General features: G+C 63.0%; 17 protein-coding genes. 4 read left to right on the top strand and 13 right to left on the bottom strand.

The features are described 5' to 3' along the window. Positions 1-14: 14 nt before the first annotated feature. Genes ACP_RS05120 through ACP_RS05135 form a run of 4 tightly spaced genes read right to left on the bottom strand, consistent with a single transcriptional unit; the run spans position 15 to position 3,572 of the window. Positions 15-626 (bottom strand): response regulator transcription factor, encoded by a 612-nt coding sequence (locus ACP_RS05120; protein ID WP_015896231.1) that lies wholly within the window; start codon positions 624-626, stop codon positions 15-17. Beyond that, the gene (locus ACP_RS05125) at positions 623-1,822 is read right to left on the bottom strand and encodes a sensor histidine kinase (protein ID WP_083770518.1); all 1,200 of its coding nucleotides are present in this window, start codon (positions 1,820-1,822) and stop codon (positions 623-625) included. Before ACP_RS05125 ends, ACP_RS05120 begins: the two co-directional genes overlap by 4 nt. Next, entirely contained in the window at positions 1,819-2,610 is a 792-nt protein-coding gene (locus ACP_RS05130) for an ABC transporter permease (protein WP_015896233.1), read from the bottom strand. The genes ACP_RS05125 and ACP_RS05130 overlap by 4 nt, the downstream gene beginning before the upstream one ends. Beyond that, positions 2,607-3,572, bottom strand: coding sequence for an ABC transporter ATP-binding protein (locus tag ACP_RS05135; RefSeq protein WP_015896234.1), 966 nt, complete (start codon positions 3,570-3,572; stop codon positions 2,607-2,609). Before ACP_RS05135 ends, ACP_RS05130 begins: the two co-directional genes overlap by 4 nt. A 196-nt stretch (positions 3,573-3,768) precedes the next feature. Between ACP_RS05135 and ACP_RS05140 the strand changes: the two genes are divergently transcribed. Beyond that, the gene (locus tag ACP_RS05140; RefSeq protein ID WP_015896235.1) at positions 3,769-4,344 is read left to right on the top strand and encodes a PadR family transcriptional regulator; all 576 of its coding nucleotides are present in this window, start codon (positions 3,769-3,771) and stop codon (positions 4,342-4,344) included. After that, positions 4,313-4,495 carry a hypothetical protein gene (locus ACP_RS05145; RefSeq protein WP_015896236.1) on the top strand — a complete coding sequence of 61 codons (183 nt, stop codon included), beginning with the start codon at positions 4,313-4,315 and terminating at the stop codon, positions 4,493-4,495. The genes ACP_RS05140 and ACP_RS05145 overlap by 32 nt, the downstream gene beginning before the upstream one ends. 114 nt (positions 4,496-4,609) lie before the next feature. Here ACP_RS05145 and ACP_RS05150 read toward each other — a convergent pair whose 3' ends face one another. From ACP_RS05150 to murC, 5 genes are all read right to left on the bottom strand, one after another. Continuing rightward, the gene (locus tag ACP_RS05150) at positions 4,610-5,794 is read right to left on the bottom strand and encodes a penicillin-binding transpeptidase domain-containing protein (protein WP_015896237.1); all 1,185 of its coding nucleotides are present in this window, start codon (positions 5,792-5,794) and stop codon (positions 4,610-4,612) included. Between the two features lie 279 nt (positions 5,795-6,073). After that, the gene (gene ftsZ, locus ACP_RS05155; protein ID WP_015896238.1) at positions 6,074-7,546 is read right to left on the bottom strand and encodes a cell division protein FtsZ; all 1,473 of its coding nucleotides are present in this window, start codon (positions 7,544-7,546) and stop codon (positions 6,074-6,076) included. Positions 7,547-7,564: 18 nt separating this feature from the next. Further along, positions 7,565-8,782 carry a cell division protein FtsA gene (gene ftsA, locus ACP_RS05160; protein ID WP_015896239.1) on the bottom strand — a complete coding sequence of 406 codons (1,218 nt, stop codon included), beginning with the start codon at positions 8,780-8,782 and terminating at the stop codon, positions 7,565-7,567. After that, positions 8,779-9,945, bottom strand: coding sequence for a cell division protein FtsQ/DivIB (locus tag ACP_RS05165; RefSeq protein ID WP_015896240.1), 1,167 nt, complete (start codon positions 9,943-9,945; stop codon positions 8,779-8,781). The genes ftsA and ACP_RS05165 overlap by 4 nt, the downstream gene beginning before the upstream one ends. Positions 9,946-10,124: 179 nt before the next feature. Continuing rightward, positions 10,125-11,501 (bottom strand): UDP-N-acetylmuramate--L-alanine ligase, encoded by a 1,377-nt coding sequence (gene murC, locus ACP_RS05170; protein ID WP_015896241.1) that lies wholly within the window; start codon positions 11,499-11,501, stop codon positions 10,125-10,127. Positions 11,502-11,747: 246 nt separating this feature from the next. Between murC and ACP_RS05175 the strand changes: the two genes are divergently transcribed. After that, positions 11,748-12,149, top strand: a complete 402-nt coding sequence (locus ACP_RS05175; RefSeq protein ID WP_015896242.1) for a hypothetical protein — start codon at positions 11,748-11,750, stop codon at positions 12,147-12,149. A 217-nt stretch (positions 12,150-12,366) separates the two neighbouring features. Further along, the gene (locus ACP_RS18430) at positions 12,367-13,182 is read left to right on the top strand and encodes a hypothetical protein (RefSeq protein ID WP_238525720.1); all 816 of its coding nucleotides are present in this window, start codon (positions 12,367-12,369) and stop codon (positions 13,180-13,182) included. Positions 13,183-13,244: 62 nt separating this feature from the next. Here the strand turns inward: ACP_RS18430 and murG are convergent, their stop codons facing one another. From murG to mraY, 4 genes are read right to left on the bottom strand one after another with little or no spacing between them, the layout of a single operon-like run. Then, a complete protein-coding gene (gene murG, locus ACP_RS05190; RefSeq protein WP_015896244.1) occupies positions 13,245-14,330 on the bottom strand; it encodes an undecaprenyldiphospho-muramoylpentapeptide beta-N-acetylglucosaminyltransferase in 1,086 nt (361 codons plus the stop codon). Further along, on the bottom strand, positions 14,327-15,418 hold the full coding sequence (ftsW, locus tag ACP_RS05195) for a putative lipid II flippase FtsW (RefSeq protein WP_015896245.1): 1,092 nt from the start codon (positions 15,416-15,418) through the stop codon (positions 14,327-14,329). Before ftsW ends, murG begins: the two co-directional genes overlap by 4 nt. Further along, the gene (murD, locus tag ACP_RS05200; RefSeq protein ID WP_015896246.1) at positions 15,397-16,782 is read right to left on the bottom strand and encodes a UDP-N-acetylmuramoyl-L-alanine--D-glutamate ligase; all 1,386 of its coding nucleotides are present in this window, start codon (positions 16,780-16,782) and stop codon (positions 15,397-15,399) included. Before murD ends, ftsW begins: the two co-directional genes overlap by 22 nt. A gap of 58 nt (positions 16,783-16,840) precedes the next feature. After that, on the bottom strand, positions 16,841-17,974 hold the full coding sequence (gene mraY / locus ACP_RS05205; protein WP_015896247.1) for a phospho-N-acetylmuramoyl-pentapeptide-transferase: 1,134 nt from the start codon (positions 17,972-17,974) through the stop codon (positions 16,841-16,843). Positions 17,975-17,977: the final 3 nt, after the last annotated feature.

Raw genomic sequence — 17,977 nt, forward strand, 5'->3', positions numbered from 1 at the left:
CCGGGCGCCTGGATTCAGAGCCAGCCTTTGGAGCGGGCGATGCGCGCGGCATCGACGCGATTGGCCGCGCCGAGTTTGCTGATGGCCTCGGAGAGATAGTTGCGCACGGTGCCTTCGGAGAGATGGAGTTCGGCGGCAATGTCCTGACTGGCTTTGCCTTCGCCGGCGCGCCACAGAATCTGGCGCTCGCGCTCGGTGAGCGGATCGGGTCCGCTCTCCCACGCGTCGGCGGCGAGTTGCGGATCGATGACGCGCAGCCCCTGATGCACGCGGCGCACGGCGTCGGCGAGTTCGGCGGCGGGACGGTCTTTGAGCAGATAGCCTTTGGCTCCGGCGTCGAGCGCGCGGCGCAGATAACCGGGGCGCGCGAAGGTGGTGAGGATGATGATCCTGGTGGAGGGGTAGCGCTCGCGGACTTCGGCGGCGAGGGTGAGACCGGTCATCTCGGGCATTTCAATGTCGGTGACCAGCACGTCGGGCTGGTGGTCGGCGACGGCCTTGAGGGCGAGGCGTCCGTTGACGGCGCGGGCGCAAACGGCGATGTCCGGCTCGGTCTCAAGCAAGGCGGCGAGCGCTCCGAGGACCATGCCCTGATCTTCGGCGACGATGACCTGTATCTTCTTCATGCATGCACCTGTGCCTGCACGGGGATCTGGGCGGAGACCTGCGCGGGCAGGTCGATGGAGATGCTGGTGCCCCGCGTGGAGTCAAGGCGGAAGCGGCCGCCAAGCATCTGCACGCGCTCGCGCATGCCGCGCAGACCGTTGCCCTCCTGACGGATGCCGCCGCGGCCATTGTCAGTGACGGTGAGGCGTTCGCCCTCGGAGGTACTCGTGAATTCGAGACGTACCTCGGTGGCTTGCGCGTGGCGCAGAACATTCGTGATGGCTTCGCGCAGGATGAGCGAGAGCACGCTCTCTTCCGCAGGGCCGAGACGGCCGGGGCGCGTCATGCAGGTGAGCTTGATGCCGGCGGCAGCAAGCGAGCGTTGCGCGTTGTCAACCTCAGCATCGAGCCCCTGCATGCGAAAGCCGGTGACGGCTTCCCTCACCTGCTGCAAGGCCTGGCGGGAGATGGACTCGACTTCCGCAATCTCCTGCCGGGCGCGCTCGTGGTCGCGGTCAAAGTAGCGGCCGGCGAGCTCGGCCTTGAGCACGACGACGGAGAGTGTGTGGCCGAGCAGGTCATGCAGGTCGCGGGCGATGCGCTCGCGCTCGGCGACCTTGGCGAGTTGGGCGAGTTCCTGATGAGCGAGCATCAGCTTCATTCCGGAGCGCTTCTGCTGCGCCATGACCATGTTGCCGCAACCGACGGCGATGGCCATGAAGAGAATGATGCCCCAGGTCCAGGGGCTCATGTGAAAGTAGTAGCCTTCGATCGCTGCTCCGGCGCAGACGCCACCGATGGTGAGCAGGCAGACCCAGACTGATTCTGTGGCAAAGGGCAGAAAGGCTGCAATGTAGATGAAGATGCCGCAGGCGGATTGGTTGATGGGCACATAAGCAAAGCCAAGCACGGCCATCGCTATAAAGAGCACCACTTGCTGGCGAGTGTTGCGGGCAAAGACGAGGCCCGTATAAATCGCAAGGAAGATGGCGTAGGCAATACCGAATTCGATCCAGGGCTTTGCCGACTTCTGCTGAATTGGCTCAATGAGAAAAAAGATCGAGTAGATGAGCCATACAAAGTCGATGGCGCGGCCCTGGCGGCGCATTCCGCGGAACCAGTTCGTGAATTCGGAGGAGGATGCAGGGGGATCGTCGAGCCGGCCGCAGGAGGATGCGGGCACGGCTCTCGATTCGGATTGGGATGGTGTTGTCATGCGCGCGTCTCGCTGCGGGAGAAGATCCACCACGCTGCCCCCAGCATAAGGCAAGTGAAGGTGGCGAGCGCCTCCCAATGCGTGGCGGCCGGGCCGGGCTGAGCGTAGCCGAAGATGCCGAGCGCCAGTTGCCCATAATGATAAGCCGGAAGCACGGGGGCGAAGTTCTGGAGCCAGTGGGGCATGTATTTGAGGGGCATCCATAGGCCGGAGGCAAAGGACATGGGCAGATAGATGAGGTTGATGATGGCGGGCGCGGCGTTGGGCGGCACGAGCAGGGCGATGAGAATGCCGAGGGCGGAGAACGGGATGGCTCCGGCGAGGGTGACCCCGTAGAGCGCGAGCGTCTGCGTGGGAGTGATGTGGACTCCGGCGAAGGCGAGGCCGAGCGCGAGCAGCAGCGTGACGATGATGAGCGCGAAGGCGGCGCAACTGACCAGCTTGGCGACCAGATAGGACCAGCGCGGCATGGGGCTGGCCATCTTGAGATCGAGCCAGCCCTGCATGCGCTCGTGGGAGACTCCGACGCCGATGCCGAAGAGGCAGGCGCCGATCATGCCAAAGCAACTGTAAGTGGCGACGAGATAAGTGGCGTATGGGGTGTGGCCATTCATGAGGCCGAAGAGCGCGTAGAACATGACCGGAAAGCCGATGACCGAGAGCGAAAAGGCGCGCAGACGCATGCGGCCGATGAATTCGTAACGCGTCTCCTGGAGGAGCGCGCGGAGATAGTAGCCGAAGCTGAGCGGAGCGGGCGGGCGGGCAATGGTTGCGGTGGTGGCGTTCATTGGAGCACCTCCTGAGAGTTTGGGGCGTGGCTTTGGGTGATGGAGAGGAATGCGTCTTCAAGGCCGGCGCTGGTGATTTCAAGACCATGCAGCGAGGCGTCGGCGGCGAACAGTTCGCGGAGCACCGGCTCGGGCGCTTCGGTATGGATGAGGAGCGCTTCGCGGTCCTGCGTCACGCTGGCCACGCCGGGAAGGGTGCTGATCCATTGAGCATCGAGCCGCGTGACGCAGCGGATGCGGCGGCCGCCGGTCTGGTGCTTGATCTGCGCGGGGGTTCCGTGCGCGACGTCTTTGCCGTCGCGGATGACGACGATGCGGCTGGCAAGCATGTCGGCCTCCTCAAGATAGTGCGTGGTGAGCAGCACGGCCTTGCCGGCGGCGGAGAGCGCGCGGATGCGGTCCCAGAGGGCGCGGCGGGATTCAATGTCCATGCCTACGGTGGGCTCGTCGAGGAAGACGAGATCGGGATTGCCGCAGAGCGCGAGGCCGAAGAGCACGCGCTGCTTCTGGCCGCCGGAGAGCTTGCCGAAGAGCCGGTTTTCAAGGCCTTCGAGCTGCGCCATGCGGACGATTTCTGCCGCGGGCAGGGGGTGGGAGTAATAGCTGCGGAAGAGATCAATGTGCTCGCGGACGCGCAACATTTCAGGCACGCGCGAGACCTGCAGCATGGCTCCCATGCGCGTGCGGGTGAGATCTTCGCGAGGGTCGCCGCCGAGGACACGCACCTGGCCCGCGTGGGGCGAGAGCAGGCCGAGCAGCAGACGCACGGCGGTGGTCTTGCCGGCTCCGTTGGGGCCAAGCAGGGCGACGACTTCGCCGGGGTAGAGTTCGAGCGAGAAACCGTCGAGGGCAGTGACCTTGCCGTAGCGGCGTGTGACCTTGTAAAGCTGCGCGATGGGCTGCCGGAGCGGAGCGGGGACGGCGGTGATCGGATGCGCGGCGGGAGAAGCAATTGTGGACATCGGGTGCCTCCTGGCCCCGGCCGGTGGCGGGGACAGATTGAGGATCGCGCGGGAGGAGCCCGGTTCCCAGTTGGGTTTGTCAGCAATCGGATGTGACAGATGTCATGCGGGAGGAATTTTAGGAGGATTTGCGAATCCGATGCGGATTTGACGCATCTTTGATATATCATAAGATATATCTTGATAGGAGAAAATTATGTTTTATAGAGGACACGATCACGAAGATCATCCCGGGAGGGAGCGCCATCGCGGCCGTCACGGCGGGTTTGGCGAGTATTTTGGCAATTTTGAGCGCGGGTTTGGCGGCGGACGCGAGCGCATGTTCGACAACGGCGAGCTGCGGCTGGTGATTTTGCAGATTCTCGCCAAGAAGCCGAGCTATGGCTACGAAATCATCAAGGAAATTGAGGAGCAACTGGCGGGCGCGTATTCACCGAGCCCGGGAGTGGTTTACCCCACGCTGACGATGCTCGAAGAGGAAGGCTACGCCGTCGTGGCCTCGACCGAGGGCAACAAGAAGCGGTATGCGGCGACAGAGCAGGGACTCGCGTACCTGAAACAGAACCAGGGCATTCTGGAAGGCATTGGCCATCGCATGGAGAAGATGGGCAAGGCCTACGGACGGGAGCGCGCGCCACAGATCATGCGAGCCATCATGAATCTGAAGTTTGCGCTGAAGGTGCGCGCCCGCAGCGGCAAGCTGAGCCCCGAACAGATAAGAAAAATTGCGGAGGCGATTGATGCCGCAGCTCGCGTCATCGACGAGGTTTGAGGCGGCGAAGCCGGTAGAGGCTTTGCAGGAAGAAGAGCGGGCGGCGCTGGAGCAGCGCTGCCGTCAACTGGAAGTGCTGGTGGGCGAACTGCTGTTGAAGAATGAGACGCTGCGCATGCGGCTGGCTGAAGGCAGAGGAGAGGACGCATGAGCTTCACAGATCCGAAGCGGTAAGGAGCGACCCTCGGCGGCTAAAGCTGCGCTCATTGCGTGAAGTTTGTGGACGAGCGAGAGCCCGTCTCCTTGAGCATGCGGAGCCACGAGGTCAGAGGCCGTCGCCAGAAGCGGTATGCGGGGCCTGGCGGCGGGCGGTGAAGTAGTTGTTGTTCCAGAGGTCGCGGTAGAAGTAGCCGGTGAGTTTTGCGGCTTCGGGGCCGTAGGTCTGGCGACCGCCTTCGAGGAAGACGACGGTGACGATGCGACCGTAGGGGGAATCCGCATAGGAGGCGAACCAGCCGAAGCGGGTGCCACCGTTGGAGCAGGTTCCGGTTTTACCCATCACAGGAAAAGCGTTGAAGCTGGCGCGGAGAGATCGGGCGGTGCCGTATTGCGTGACGGCATGCATGCCCACCTGAATCTCAGGGATGAGCGGACCGATGTTGAGCTCGCGCTTGATGCGGGGCTTGAAATCGGCCACCTGCGCGGGTGTGGTGGGGTGCTGGAGGTAGTAAAGCGTGCCGCCGTTCGCAATGGCGGAGACGAGCGCGCCGAGTTGCAGCGGCGTCATGGAGACGCTTTCTCCAAAAGAGCACATGCGGCCGACGCCGCCCATGGATTCGGGCAGCGGATGATCGGGATATTTGCCGAGATGCTCGCCGGCGATGTGCCACCCGGCCAGTTCGCCGAGGCCGAACTCGGTGGCGTAGTAATGGACGCGTGCAAAGCCGAGGCGGCGACCCAGGGTTTCAAAATAGAGATTATTGGAGTGGGCCAGCGCTTCGGTCATGTTCACGAAATAGTGGCCGCCGAGGTTGACGGGCGTGTCTTTGGTGACGATGCCCTCTTCGAGCGCGGCCAGCGCAACGGAGAGCTTGATGGTGGAGCAGGGCTCGGCGCCGCTCGAAAGCGCGAGCTTCTGATTGACCATGGCGAGGATGCGGCCATTGGCGGGATTGATGACAACGACGGTGCCGTTCATGTTGCCGAGGGCGTCAATGGCGGCCCGGCGCACAACGGGATCTTCTCCGGCGGTGATGTCGCCCGCGGTCAGATCAGTGGTGGCGAATGAGTCCGCAGTGAAGCGCTCGTAGTAGCGATGGTGCACCACGCGATGGCGATAGGCCACGGTGGAGTGATGCACGAGCCTGCGGCGGCGGAGATGGCGCGTGTGCCGGTAGTGATGGATGGGATGTTTGGTGCGGTGGGTGGTGACGGTCGCCGCGTGCGGACTGAGAGGGAGCAGCGCAAATGCCAGCGTCACCAGAAGAGCAAAAAGACGATTCCCGCGCATCCTCACCACCAGAACAGAACGTCGATTCCTGCCGGACGCTACCCGCCGGGGAATCTAGCTTCTTTATATCTGAAGATTCCCGGATTGGGGATTGGCGAGGGGCGCCCCTCGCGAATGCCGATGACGCCCCGCTTGAGGGCGTCATCGGCTGCGGGAAGGTTTACATGAGAGATGAAATCTTGCGAACTGCAGGTCCTTCGACTCCGTTTGCCGCAAAAGACGGGGCAAACCTCGCCCAGGATGACAAACTCGACGGACCTGAATCCATGACTCAGAACATTAGCGTCCGCTCTGGCGCATGAAGGCTGGAATTTCGAGATCATCGCGGTTCTCGAAGGAAAGCTCTTCAAAGCGGGCGGGGGACGGAATGGGCGCCGGGTCGGGGAAGAATGCGTTCGGCTCGGGCGCGGGCGGCTGCTCCTGCTGCGGCTCCTGCCAGGCAGGTTCCGAAGCAGGCTGCGCCGTCACGGGAATGGCCTCATAGCGCGAGGAAGACTGAGGTGCCGGGAAACTCTCGACGGCCGGCTCGGCGATGGGAGCGGATTCGATGACCGGCTCGGTGGCTTCGACGGTATTTTCCGGCTGCCGGGTGGGCTGGCGGAAGACCGAGAAGACATCCTGCACGGTGACAGGAACAAGTTCCGGCGTGGAGGCTTGCTCTTCTTCCATCTCGCTGGCAAAGCGGGGGCGGCTGGGCTGCGCGTCCTCGGCAGGAGCCTCGGCCACGGGCACCTCGACGGGCACGGTGGAGAGCATGCGCTGGCGGCGCTCGGCGGACTCCTGACGGAAGCCGGTGGCGATGACGGTGATCTTGACCTCGTCGCCCATGTCCTCATTGAGCACGGCGCCGAAAATGATGTTGGCATCTTCGTGGGCGGCGTTCTGAATGAGAGTGGAGGCCTCGTTGACCTCGCTGAGCTTGAGGGAGCTGGAGCCGGTGATGTTGATGAGGATGCCGCGCGCGCCGTCGATGGCGCCGTCTTCGAGCAACGGCGAGGCCATGGCGGCCTGGGCCGCCTCAATGGCGCGATTGGCTCCGCCACGCTGCGCTGTGCCCATGACGGCGTAGCCCATGCCGGCCATGGTGGTTTTTACGTCGGCGAAGTCGCGGTTGATGATGCCGGGGATGGTGATGATGTCAGAGATGCCCTGCACGCCCTGCCGCAGCACGTCGTCAGCGATGCGGAAGGACTCGAAGAAGCCTGTGTCCTTAGCGACGGCGAGCAGCTTTTCGTTGGGGATGACGATCATGGTATCGACGCTGTCGATGAGCTCCTGCATGCCGCGCTCGGCCTGCATCATGCGGCGCTTGCCCTCAAAGCCGAAGGGGCGCGTGATGACGGCGACGGTGAGCGCACCCATTTCGCTGGCGAGCGAGGCGATGACGGGGGCCGCTCCGGTGCCGGTGCCGCCGCCGAGACCGGCAGTGACAAAGACCATGTCCGCGCCTTCGAGAGCCTCGATGATCTTCTCGGAGTCTTCAAGAGCGGCGCGGCGGCCGACGTCGGGATTGGCTCCCGCGCCGAGGCCGCTGGTGAGCTTGGTGCCGAGCTGCAGCTTCACGGGCGCGTGCGAGAGCTGCAGCGCCTGACGGTCGGTGTTGGCCGCGATGAATTCGACGCCCTCGACGCGGGCCGCGATCATGCGGTTGACGGCGTTGCCGCCGCCGCCACCGACACCGATCACCTTGATCTTTGCGCCGCGGGGAACCTCGTCCTGATACTGGATACGAATTTCTTCGGATGGATGCATGGTCAACTCCGGGCCGGGCTATACGCTTCCGGCAAAAATGGCGCGCAGCTTGGCGCGCAGACCCTGGTCTTCCGCCGCTCGCACCATACGCGTGCGGTGGGTGTATAGAAGCAAGCCCACCAGCGCCGCATGTTCGGGCACAACGAGTTCGGCAGGCATTCGAGAAATAGGTACTGGCGTAGCGATGCGGGCGGGCACGCGTAGCAGACTCTCTGTGGTGTCGAGCATTCCGCCCAGCCGGGACGCACCGCCGGTGAGGACGCAACCGGCACCGAGCGCCTCAAGGACGCCGCCCTGGCGCAGATTGTCGCGCACCATCTGGAGGAGCTCTCTCGCGCGCGGCTCGAGGATTTCGCTGAGGTAACGCTGGCGCACCATGCGCGGCTCGTGACCGGGCATGCCGGTGAGCTGAATCTCATTGACAGCCGGCACGGATGTGACGACGGCATGTCCGTACTGGCACTTGAGCCACTCGGCCTCGGGCGGCGTGACGTGCAGACCCGCAGCCAGATCGTTGGTGAAGTGGTCGCCGCCAATGGGAATAACGCCGGTGTGCTGCACGGCGCCCTCAAAGAAGACGATGATTTCCGTAGAACCGGCACCAATGTCAAGCAGGCAGACGCCCAGTTCGCGCTCGTCTGCCGAAAGCGTGGATTCAGCCGCGGCGATGGCTTCAAATACAGTGTCTGTGACTTCAAGACTGGCGCGGTTGGCGCAGGTAACGAGACTCTGCACCGCGCTGGCCGAGGCCGCGACGAGATGCAGATTGACTTCGAGGCGATTGCCCACCATGCCGATGGGGTCGGCGATGCCGGGCTGCTCATCGAGGATAAACTGCTGTGGCAGGAGATGAAGGATTTCACGATCAGCAGGCAGGGAGACGGAGCGGGCGCGCTCGACGGCGGCGCGCACGTCTTCGCGCGTGATTTCGCGCAGGCGTGTGCCCATGGTGATGCCGCTGCGGCTGTTGACGCCGCGCAGGTGCGGGCCCCCGATACCGATGACGAGGCTCTCAATGACGGCCTGGGCGCTCACCTCGGCCTGCGTGGCGGCCTGATTGATGGCAGCCGTTGCCTTTGAAAGATCAGAGATGATGCCACGACGCTGCCCGGCAGAGGGAGCCTCGGCGAAGGCGCGAAAACGTAGCGCTTCCTCATGCAGCTCGGCGACCATGACACGCACCTTGCTGCTGCCGGCGTCGAGTACGGTGATGAGGTTAGAGTTCTTCTGGCTCATCGTGCTCTCCGGGTGGCATGGTGAGTGGGATGCGCATGACGGATCACGCGGCGGACTTTATGGTGCGCGGCTTTTCTGCCGTGCGAGTGAGCCGCTGGGCTGGCGGGTTTCGCGTCGAGTTTTGCGGGGGGCGCGGGCGGCGTGGCCATGCGGAGCACCACCTGATCGTCATAGCGCAGATCGATGGAGGCGAGCCTGGGATAGAGCTGCTCCCACGTTTGAATGTGCGAGGCATAGTTGCGGTAGCGCGCGGCAAAGTTGGTGTAACCAAAATGCAGCAGCAGCTCATGGCCGCCGTAGTTGAAGGTGGCACGCACGTCCTCGGGATCGGCGAGGTCAATTTCGCTGACCTGATCGATGACGTGTTGGCTATCGCTGTTCAGAGCAGAGAGGAAATGAAGGTATAGCTGCATGCGCTGGGCGCGCATGGCGAGCGGAATCGCAGGATCAATGCCGGTGATGACCGGGAAATCGAAGTGATGCTTCGCCATCAGTTCGGGCGTCATGTCGAGGACGACACCCTCGGCGTCGATGAGGGAGATTCTGCTGCCGATGCGCAGGAAGGCGACCGGAGTGCGCTCAACGATGGAGACGCGCAACTGGTCAGGAAGAATCCGCATGACGGTGGCGTGCTTGACCCAGGGAATGCTCTCCAGTTGCGCGGCGCGTTCGCCGAGCGGAACGAAGAAGATATTGCGCCCGATATCAGAACCGAAGACCGAAAGCAGATCGGCGCGAGAGAGTTCACTGTTGCCCATGGTCTGAATGGAAGCGGCCGAGCTGATCTCAAAGCGCGGATCATGATCGAGGAAATGACGCACGGCGAGCACCACAAAGAGAATGAGACCGAGAGCCAGAAGGAACAGGGACGCCAGCAGGATTTTGCCCCAGCGATGCTTGGTCCATGAAGGCAACGGACCGCTGCGCACGGGCACCCTGCGGCGCACGCGCAGAAATGGCTCCTCTTCAAGGCCGGAATCTTCTGGCGAGGGAGGGAGCGGGCGCCGGGTGCGGGCTTGCGCACGAGGGCCGGGTTCCGCGGCGCGCAGGTTCGCAGCCGAAGGAACGGGCGGCACCGCGTCTTCAAACTCGTCGAGAAAATCTTCCTCGACGAGGGTCAGGCCGCGCTGCGAGTCCGAGTTGTGTCGTGTTGTTTTCGCCACGGCCGAGCCAGGTCGTGAGAATCGCCTTCTCGCACTATATCGCGGGGAGCGCAGTGGAAGCCGCCGGATTTCAAGGGGAACCAAGAGAGGGAACAGCGGGCGAAACCGGCTGTGAACCGGATAAAAGCAGGAGAAAACGGGAATGGCGCGCGGACAGGGCTTCTGAAGGACCGTGTTTCTTACGCTGGAAGACGGCTTTGCAGACGCTCGACCAGCAGAGGGGCCAGTTGCGAGACGTTGCCTGCGCCGAGCGTCAGGATGAGATCGCCGGGTGCGGCGCGGTCAAGGATGGCGGTCACGGCCTCCTCAGTGGAAGCGGCATAGCGAACGCCGGGCTGCCCGATGCTCTGGACCAGAGCGGCTGAGGTGATGCCGGGGAGCGGCGCTTCGCTGGCCGCGTAGATGTCAAGCATCTCGACCGTGGATGCATCGGCGAAGCTGGTCACGAACTCGTCGAGCAGGTCGCGGGTGCGCGAGTAGCGATGCGGCTGGAAGAGGACGTGGATATTCGCATAGCCGCAATCGCGCGCGGCGCGCAGGGTGGCGCGTATCTCGGTGGGGTGATGGCCGTAGTCGTCGATGATGGTGATGCCATCGACGACGCCCTTGAGCTGGAAGCGCCGGTCCACGCCGCGGAAGGACTTGAGCCCCTGCACGATGGCCTGCTCTTTCAGATCAAGCTGTACGGCGATGGCCACCGCCGCGGCTGCGTTGAGCACATTGTGGATGCCGGGCACATGAAGATCAAAGGGACCGAGCACACTCTGGGCGGAAGCAATCTCAAAACGGGAGCGCACCTCGGGAGCGGGCGGCAGCATGCGCACGACGAAGTCCGCGCCAAGCGAGGTTCCGTAGGTGAAGACGCGGCGGCGCACACGGGGCAGAAGGGCGGCAAGCTGCGGGTTGTCGATGCAGGCGACATTCGCTCCGTAGAAAGGCACGCGGTTCATGAATTCGAGGAAGGCATCTTCGACGTCGGCCATGTCGCGGTAGCAGTCCATGTGCTCGCGGTCGAGATTGGTCACGACGGTGAGGATGGGCGAGAGCTTGAGGAATGAGCGGTCGCTCTCATCGGCCTCAGCGACAAGATAGTGCGAGTTGCCGAGCCGGGCGTTGGAGCCGAGAGCGTCGACGCGGCCACCGACGACGACGGTGGGATCAAGCTCACCAGCGGCAAGCACCGAGGCGATCATGGAAGTGGTGGTGGTTTTGCCGTGCATGCCGGCGACGGCAATGCCGTACTTGAGGCGCATGAGCTCGGCGAGCATCTCCGCGCGCTGGATGACGGGAATCTTGCGGGCGCGGGCCTCGCGGACTTCGGGATTTTCTTCATCAATGGCGGAGCTGACCACGACGACACCGGAGCCGATGACGTTGGCCGCCGCATGGCCCTCAAAGAGGACGACGCCGAGAGATTCCAGGCGCGCGGTGATGCTGGTGCGGCGCAGATCAGAGCCGGAGACCGCGTAGCCGAGGTTGAGGACGATTTCGGCAATGCCGCTCATGCCGATGCCGCCAATACCAATGAAGTGGACGCGCTGCGCCTTCGCGAACAAAGAATCTCTCTCCTCTGGCACTACTGTAACAATCGCCGTACTCTTCCGCATCCCATGCTTGCGCTGCGCGTTTCCGGGTAGAAATTACGTGTCGCGCGAGCATATTTTTCCGGCTGCCATGTAAGTGAGAAGGCAGTCGTGGAAGGTGGATGACGTTTGATTCATGGAGGGCACCATCGCGAAACTTTCGCAGGATTTCGCGTGTCAGATGGCGTAGATGTTGGAGCGGACTTTTAAGGAGGTCCCATGAAAAACGTACTTCGCGCAGCTATTTTGACCGTGATGATGGGAGCCGCGACGATGGCGGCGCAGGCCCAGGTGAGAGTGTTCTTTGGCATTGGAACTCCGGGGCCGGTGGCGGTGCCGGCGTATGCTCCTCCGTGCCCAGGCGCGAACTACATCTGGGCTCCGGGCTACTACTACGGACAGGTGTGGGTACCGGGCCGCTGGATGGACAGGGACGACTATTACCGGCGCGGCTATTACGGATATGACCGGGACCATTATTATGCTCGCGGCGACTGGGATCACCGGGATTGGGACCATAGGGATTGGGACCACAGAGACGGAGACCGCGGAGACTGGGGTCATGGCGATCGCGGACGCGGATGGGGCCATGACCACGGCCATGGCTGGGGGCGCCACTAACTAAAACTTTCATGGGAGCGCATTTGGGTCTTCGGATGCGCTCCCGGAGACCTCAATCCTCATGCGCAGGCTGCTGCCGATAAGATTTTCGCAACTTTTTTGGCGCTTTGAGGGTCATAACTGATAGCTGAAGACCCGCACGGTATCTGCCGAGGCAGCCATGCGGTGACAGTGGAGGTGCAGGATGCGTACATGGCGTCCCCTTTGGCGATCATGGATGATCGCCGCTTTACTCGCGATCCCGCTGGGGATGGCGCGGCCCGCAAATGCCCAGATCTCGGTCGCGATCGGTATCGGGCCGGTGGTGGGTTATCCCGCGCCTGTGGCCGTGTATGGCCCTCCGAGCTGCGAGTGGGGCTATTACCCTTATTACCCTTATGCGTGCGTGCCCTATGGCTACTATGGGCCGGACTGGTTCTCTGACGGAGTTTTTATTGGCGCCGGGCCGTGGTTCCAGGGATGGTATGGACGGCCCTGGGGCTGGGGTTATAACCGCATTGGCTTTTATGGCTGGGGCGGTTGGTATGACCATGATGGATGGTATGACCGGGGCGGCTGGCGCGACGGAGACGCATGGCGCGACCGAGGCGGATGGCGCGGGGGCGAGGGATGGCGTGGCCGTGGAGACCGAGGGTACTACGGTGGCGGATATGACCACCGAGGGTACGCAGGTGGACCTGCGCGGCTGCAGGGCGGCTATCACGGGATGAACGGATTCCAGCATGGAGTTCGTCCCGCTCCTTACGGCGGCCCGGTGAATGCCTATCGTGGCGGATACAACGGCTTCCATACGGTTGGACGGCCGGTTTACGGTGGTCATCCGGTTCAGGGATTCCGAGGTAGCAACTTCGGGGGCGGATTCCATGGCCGTCCGGCCTTTGGCGGCGGGGGCTTCCATGGCGGACCGGCCTTTGGCGGCGGGTTTCATGGAGGTGGCGGGTTCCACGGTGGTGGAGGCTTTCATGGTGGCGGCTTCCATGGCGGTGGAGGCGGTTTTCACGGTGGAGGATTCCACGGTGGCGGACATCACTGATCATTAGGCTGAATGAAATAGCCCCTGCATTTGCAGGGGCTTTTCTTTTGTCTGGAATAACTTCAGCGGGCGATCTGGCGAATCATGCGCGTGATTTGTTCGGTGGCGTCGGGATGGGCCAGGGTGCGCGCCTTGTCTGACATTTGGGCAAGCTGAGCGGGGGCGGCGAGCAGGTGTGCGAGTTCCCTGCCGAGGCGGCCCGGCGTCAGGTCGGCCTCAAGAACCATGGCGGCGGCGCCGGCTTGCGCCATGACCTCGGCATTTTTACGCTGATGGTCGTCGGCGGCTTGCGGAAACGGCACCAGCAGTGCGGGCTTGCCAGCGGCGGCGAGTTCGGCAACGGTGCTGGCTCCGCTGCGCGCCAGGATCAGAGAAGCCTCGGCGAAACGCTGCGGCATGTCATCAAGAAACGGGGCGACGCGCCAGCGCGACTGGTCCGCGCCGCTGGCCTCATAGGCCTGCTCGGTGGCTTCGGCATGGCGTGCTCCGGCCTGGTGCAGAATGGTCAGGCCAGGCACGGCGGCCAGCAGTTCGGCGGCAGCCTGAGGCATGTAGGTGTTGAAGACGCGCGCGCCCTGGCTGCCTCCAAAAACAAGCAGTTGCGGCGGCTGGTCCGCAGGACGAGGCGGAAGAACAAAGAACTGCTTGCGGACTGGGATGCCGGTGACCTGAGCATGGCGAAAATACTGCGCGGCGGGCGCGAAGTTCACTGCCGCCGCGTGGACGCGCTTGCCAATGAGCCGGTTGGCGAGGCCGGGAATTGCATTGGGCTCGAAGGCCAGCGTGGGAATGCGCAGCAGTTGCGCGGCCAGCATGGCAGGACCGGAGGCGTAGCCGCCGACGCCGACCACTGCATTGGGGCGGTACTTCCGAAGCATCCGCATGCAGCCCATGACGCTCAGAGGAAGATCGAGCAGGGTGCGTACGCGTGTGAGCAGCGAGACGTTGTTGAGCTGCCCGACTTTGATGAGCGAGAGCGGATAACCGGCCTGCGGCACGAGCTTTGATTCGAGCCCGCGTGGAGTGCCGATGAAGAGGATCTCAGCCTGGCTACCGGCGGCTTCGCACTCGGCGGTCAGTTGATCGGCAATGGCGAGGGCCGGGATGATGTGGCCTCCTGTGCCTCCGCCGGCGATGACGAGCTTCATTCGATCTCCCGCGTGATGCTCAATAGAACGCCCATACAGGCCAGCATGATGATGAGCGAGGTTCCTCCGTAAGAGATGAACGGCAGCGTGATGCCCTTGGTGGGAACCAGCGCCACGACCACGCTGATGTTGAAGAATGCCTGGATCAGAATGCCGGCCGTGAGCCCGAAGGCCACGATGCGGGCGAAGGGGTCGCGCGAGAGAATGGCGGCGCGGAATCCGCGATAGGCGATGAAGACGAAGAGCGCTACGATGGCGATGGTCCCGATGAGGCCAAGCTCTTCGGCGATGTTAGCGAAGATGTAGTCGGTCTGTGGCTCGGGCAGATAGAAGAGCTTCTGATGGCCTTCCATGTAGCCAACGCCGAAGAATCCTCCACTACCGACGGCGATGAGGGACTGGATGATGTGGAAGCCCTTGCCCAGCGGATCAGACCACGGATTGAGAAACGCAAGCAGGCGCTCACGCCGCCAGGCCACGCGGAAGAGCATGAAATAGAGCACCGGCGTAGCGGCAATCGCCGCGAAACCAAGCCACTTGGTCTGCATGCCCGCGAGATAAAGCAGCAGCGCCGTGACGACCACCAGTACCATGGCGGTGCCCAGGTCGGGCTCCTTCAAAATGAGCGCCGTAAAGATGAGACTGGGCAGCGCGGCGGGCAACAGGGTGTTGCGCAGATCATCGATGCTTTGCATGCGGTCTTGCAGGAACCACGCAAGAAAGAGTACGACCACGGGCGTCGCCAGCGCGGATGGCTGGAAGGAGAAGACGCCGAAGCGTATCCAGCGATGGGTGTTGTGCGAGTCGCGCATGAAGAAGGCCGCGAGCAGGGCCAGGGTGGTGACGCAGACGGCGGGCAGCACGATGTTGGGGCGATTGAGACGCCGATAGTTGATCTGCATGAGCACGGTCATGGCGGCAAAACCGATGACGGCTCCGATGGATTGACGAATCAGGAAGGTGTAGGGCGAGCCGTAACGGACTTTAGACAAGACAGCCGAGGCGCTGAAGACCATCAGCAGGCCGACGACGACCAGAATCAACGTGGCGCAGAAAAGTGACTTGTCTACGCCGACGCGTTTTGCCATGCTGCTGCTCCCCGATGGGCCAGAACGAGATCTTTGAAGACCTGACCGCGCTGTTCGTAGTTTTCAAACTGGTCAAAGCTGGAACAAGCCGGGGCCAGCAACACGACGTCGCCAGGACTCGCCGCTCCGCCTGCGAGATTGACCGCGAGATCAAGCGTGCCGGCGGCGATGAGCGGCACCGCGCCGTCAAGATGGGTCATGATCTTCTCGGCCGCGGAGCCGATGGTGTAGACGGCCTTGACGCGCCCGGCCATGAGCGGGCGCAGCGTGCGGTAATCCGAGTTTTTGTCCTTGCCGCCGAGAATGAGGTGAATGCCGCCGGGGAAGGCTTCAATGGCCTTTCTGGCTGCATCCACATTGGTCGCCTTGGAGTCGTTGTAGAAGCTGACGCCGCCAATTTCAGCGACGAATTCGAGGCGATGCTCGACGGCGCGGAAGTCGCGGACGGCGTCGCGGATGGCTTCGGCGCTGACTCCGGCGAGGCGTGCGGCGCAGACAGCGGCCAGCACGTTCTCGACGTTATGGGCACCCTTGAGGGGAATCTCTGAGAGCGGCAGGATCGGCTCGGTGGCTGCGTCTTCAGCGGCGCGAAAGAGAATGTTGCCCTCGTGAACGAATGCGCCCTGGCGGATCACCCGATTGCGGCTGAACCAGAAGATGCGCGAGCTGGCACGGGCGGCCGCGCGGGAGGCGGCGTCATCATCGGCGTTGAGGATGAGAGCGTCGTCGTGCGTCTGGGCGGCGAAGATACGCTCCTTGGCGGCGACGTAATTCTCAAAGCTGCCGTGGCGGTCGAGGTGATCGGGCGTGATGTTGAGGATGACGGCGATGCCGGGGCGGAAGCGCTCGGTGGTCTCCAACTGGAAGCTTGAGATTTCAAGCACCGACCATCCGTCGTCGCGCGAGTCGTCGACCAGCGCGATCACGGGAAGGCCGATGTTGCCGCCGACCTGCACGTGCTGGTGTGCCCTTTCGAGGATGGCTCCGCAGAGGCTGGTGGTAGTGGTTTTGCCGTTGGAGCCGGTGATGGCGAGCGTTTTGCCCTTGAGGAAGCGCGCGGCCAGCTCGACTTCGCCGATGATGGGCAGGCCAAACTTGCGCACCTGCACGAGCTCGGGCGTATCGAGCGGCACGCCGGGGCTGACGACGATCAGATCTTGCCGGCGAAAGGTGAGGAGGCCGTGGCCACCGGCCTCGACCGCAATGCCCTGCTCGATGAGCGCGGGAATGTCTTTGCTAAGCGCCTCGGCGCTGCGAATGTCAGAAACGGTGACCTGCGCGCCGCGGCGGCGCAGAAAAAGAGCAGCGGCTAATCCGGACTTGCCCAGACCGACAACGAGAACTTTCTTGCCTTTGAGTTCCATGGTGATTCCTAAAGCCGGCGTACGGGCCCAGACACGATTTTCCCACGCACGGCTGGGGTTAGCGAAGTTTCAATGTCGTCAGTGCAAAGAGTGCAAATACCAGGGCGGCGATCCAGAAGCGCACGATCACCTTGGACTCGGACCAGCCGATCAGCTCGAAATGATGGTGCAGAGGCGCCATTTTGAAGATGCGCTTTTTGCGTAATTTGTAGCTGCCGACCTGCAAAATCACCGAGAGGGCCTCCAGGACGAAGATGCCGCCGATGAAGGGGAGCAGCAGCTCCTGCTTGATGACGACCGCCACCGTGGCGATGGCGCCGCCGAGCGCGAGTGAGCCAACGTCGCCCATGAAGATTTGCGCCGGATGAGCGTTGTACCAGAGGAAGCCGATGGAGGCCCCGACCATGGCTCCGCAGAAGATAGTGACCTCGCCGACCATGGGCATGCGCTGCAACTCAAGGTAGTCGGCGAAGACGGCGTGGCCGCTGACGTAGGTGAGCACGGTGAGCGCTCCGGCGGCGATGATGGTGCAACCGATGGCGAGGCCGTCGAGGCCGTCGGTGAGATTCACCGCGTTGCTGGAACCCACGATGACGATAATCACGAAGATGACGAAGGGGATAAATGCGAAATACGCCAGATGCGGAACGTGCAACAGGGCTGGGATGCTGAAGCGGGGCCGCAGGGATTTGGCAAACGGCACCATGAGATCAGTGCTGTAGCTGCCCTGGCCCTGCAGGACGACCAGCGCCACGCCGATGGCCGCGGAAGCCAGAATCTGATAGGTCATTTTGGCGCGCGCGGTGAGGCCCAGATTGCGGCGATGGACGACCTTGATGTAGTCGTCGGCAAAGCCGATCGCCCCAAATGCGAGCGTGGAGAGCATGACGATCCAGACGAAGGGATCGGACAAATCAGACCAGAGCAGCGTGGGCAACAGAATGGCGATACAGATGAGGACGCCGCCCATGGTTGGGGTGCCGGCTTTTTTCTGGTGCGCCTGCGGGCCCTCTTCGCGAATGTACTGGCCGATCTGAAACTCGCGCAGCTTCTCAATCACATACGGCCCGATGAGCAATGCAATCAGCAGCGCGGTGAGCGAGGCAAAAGCCGTGCGAAAGGTCAGGTACCGGAAGATACGGAAGGGTCGAAAGTACGGAAATAGCTTTTGATAGAGCAGCCAGTAGAGCAAACT

This window comes from Acidobacterium capsulatum ATCC 51196, assembly GCF_000022565.1.
Taxonomy (GTDB): Bacteria; Acidobacteriota; Terriglobia; order Terriglobales; family Acidobacteriaceae; genus Acidobacterium; species Acidobacterium capsulatum.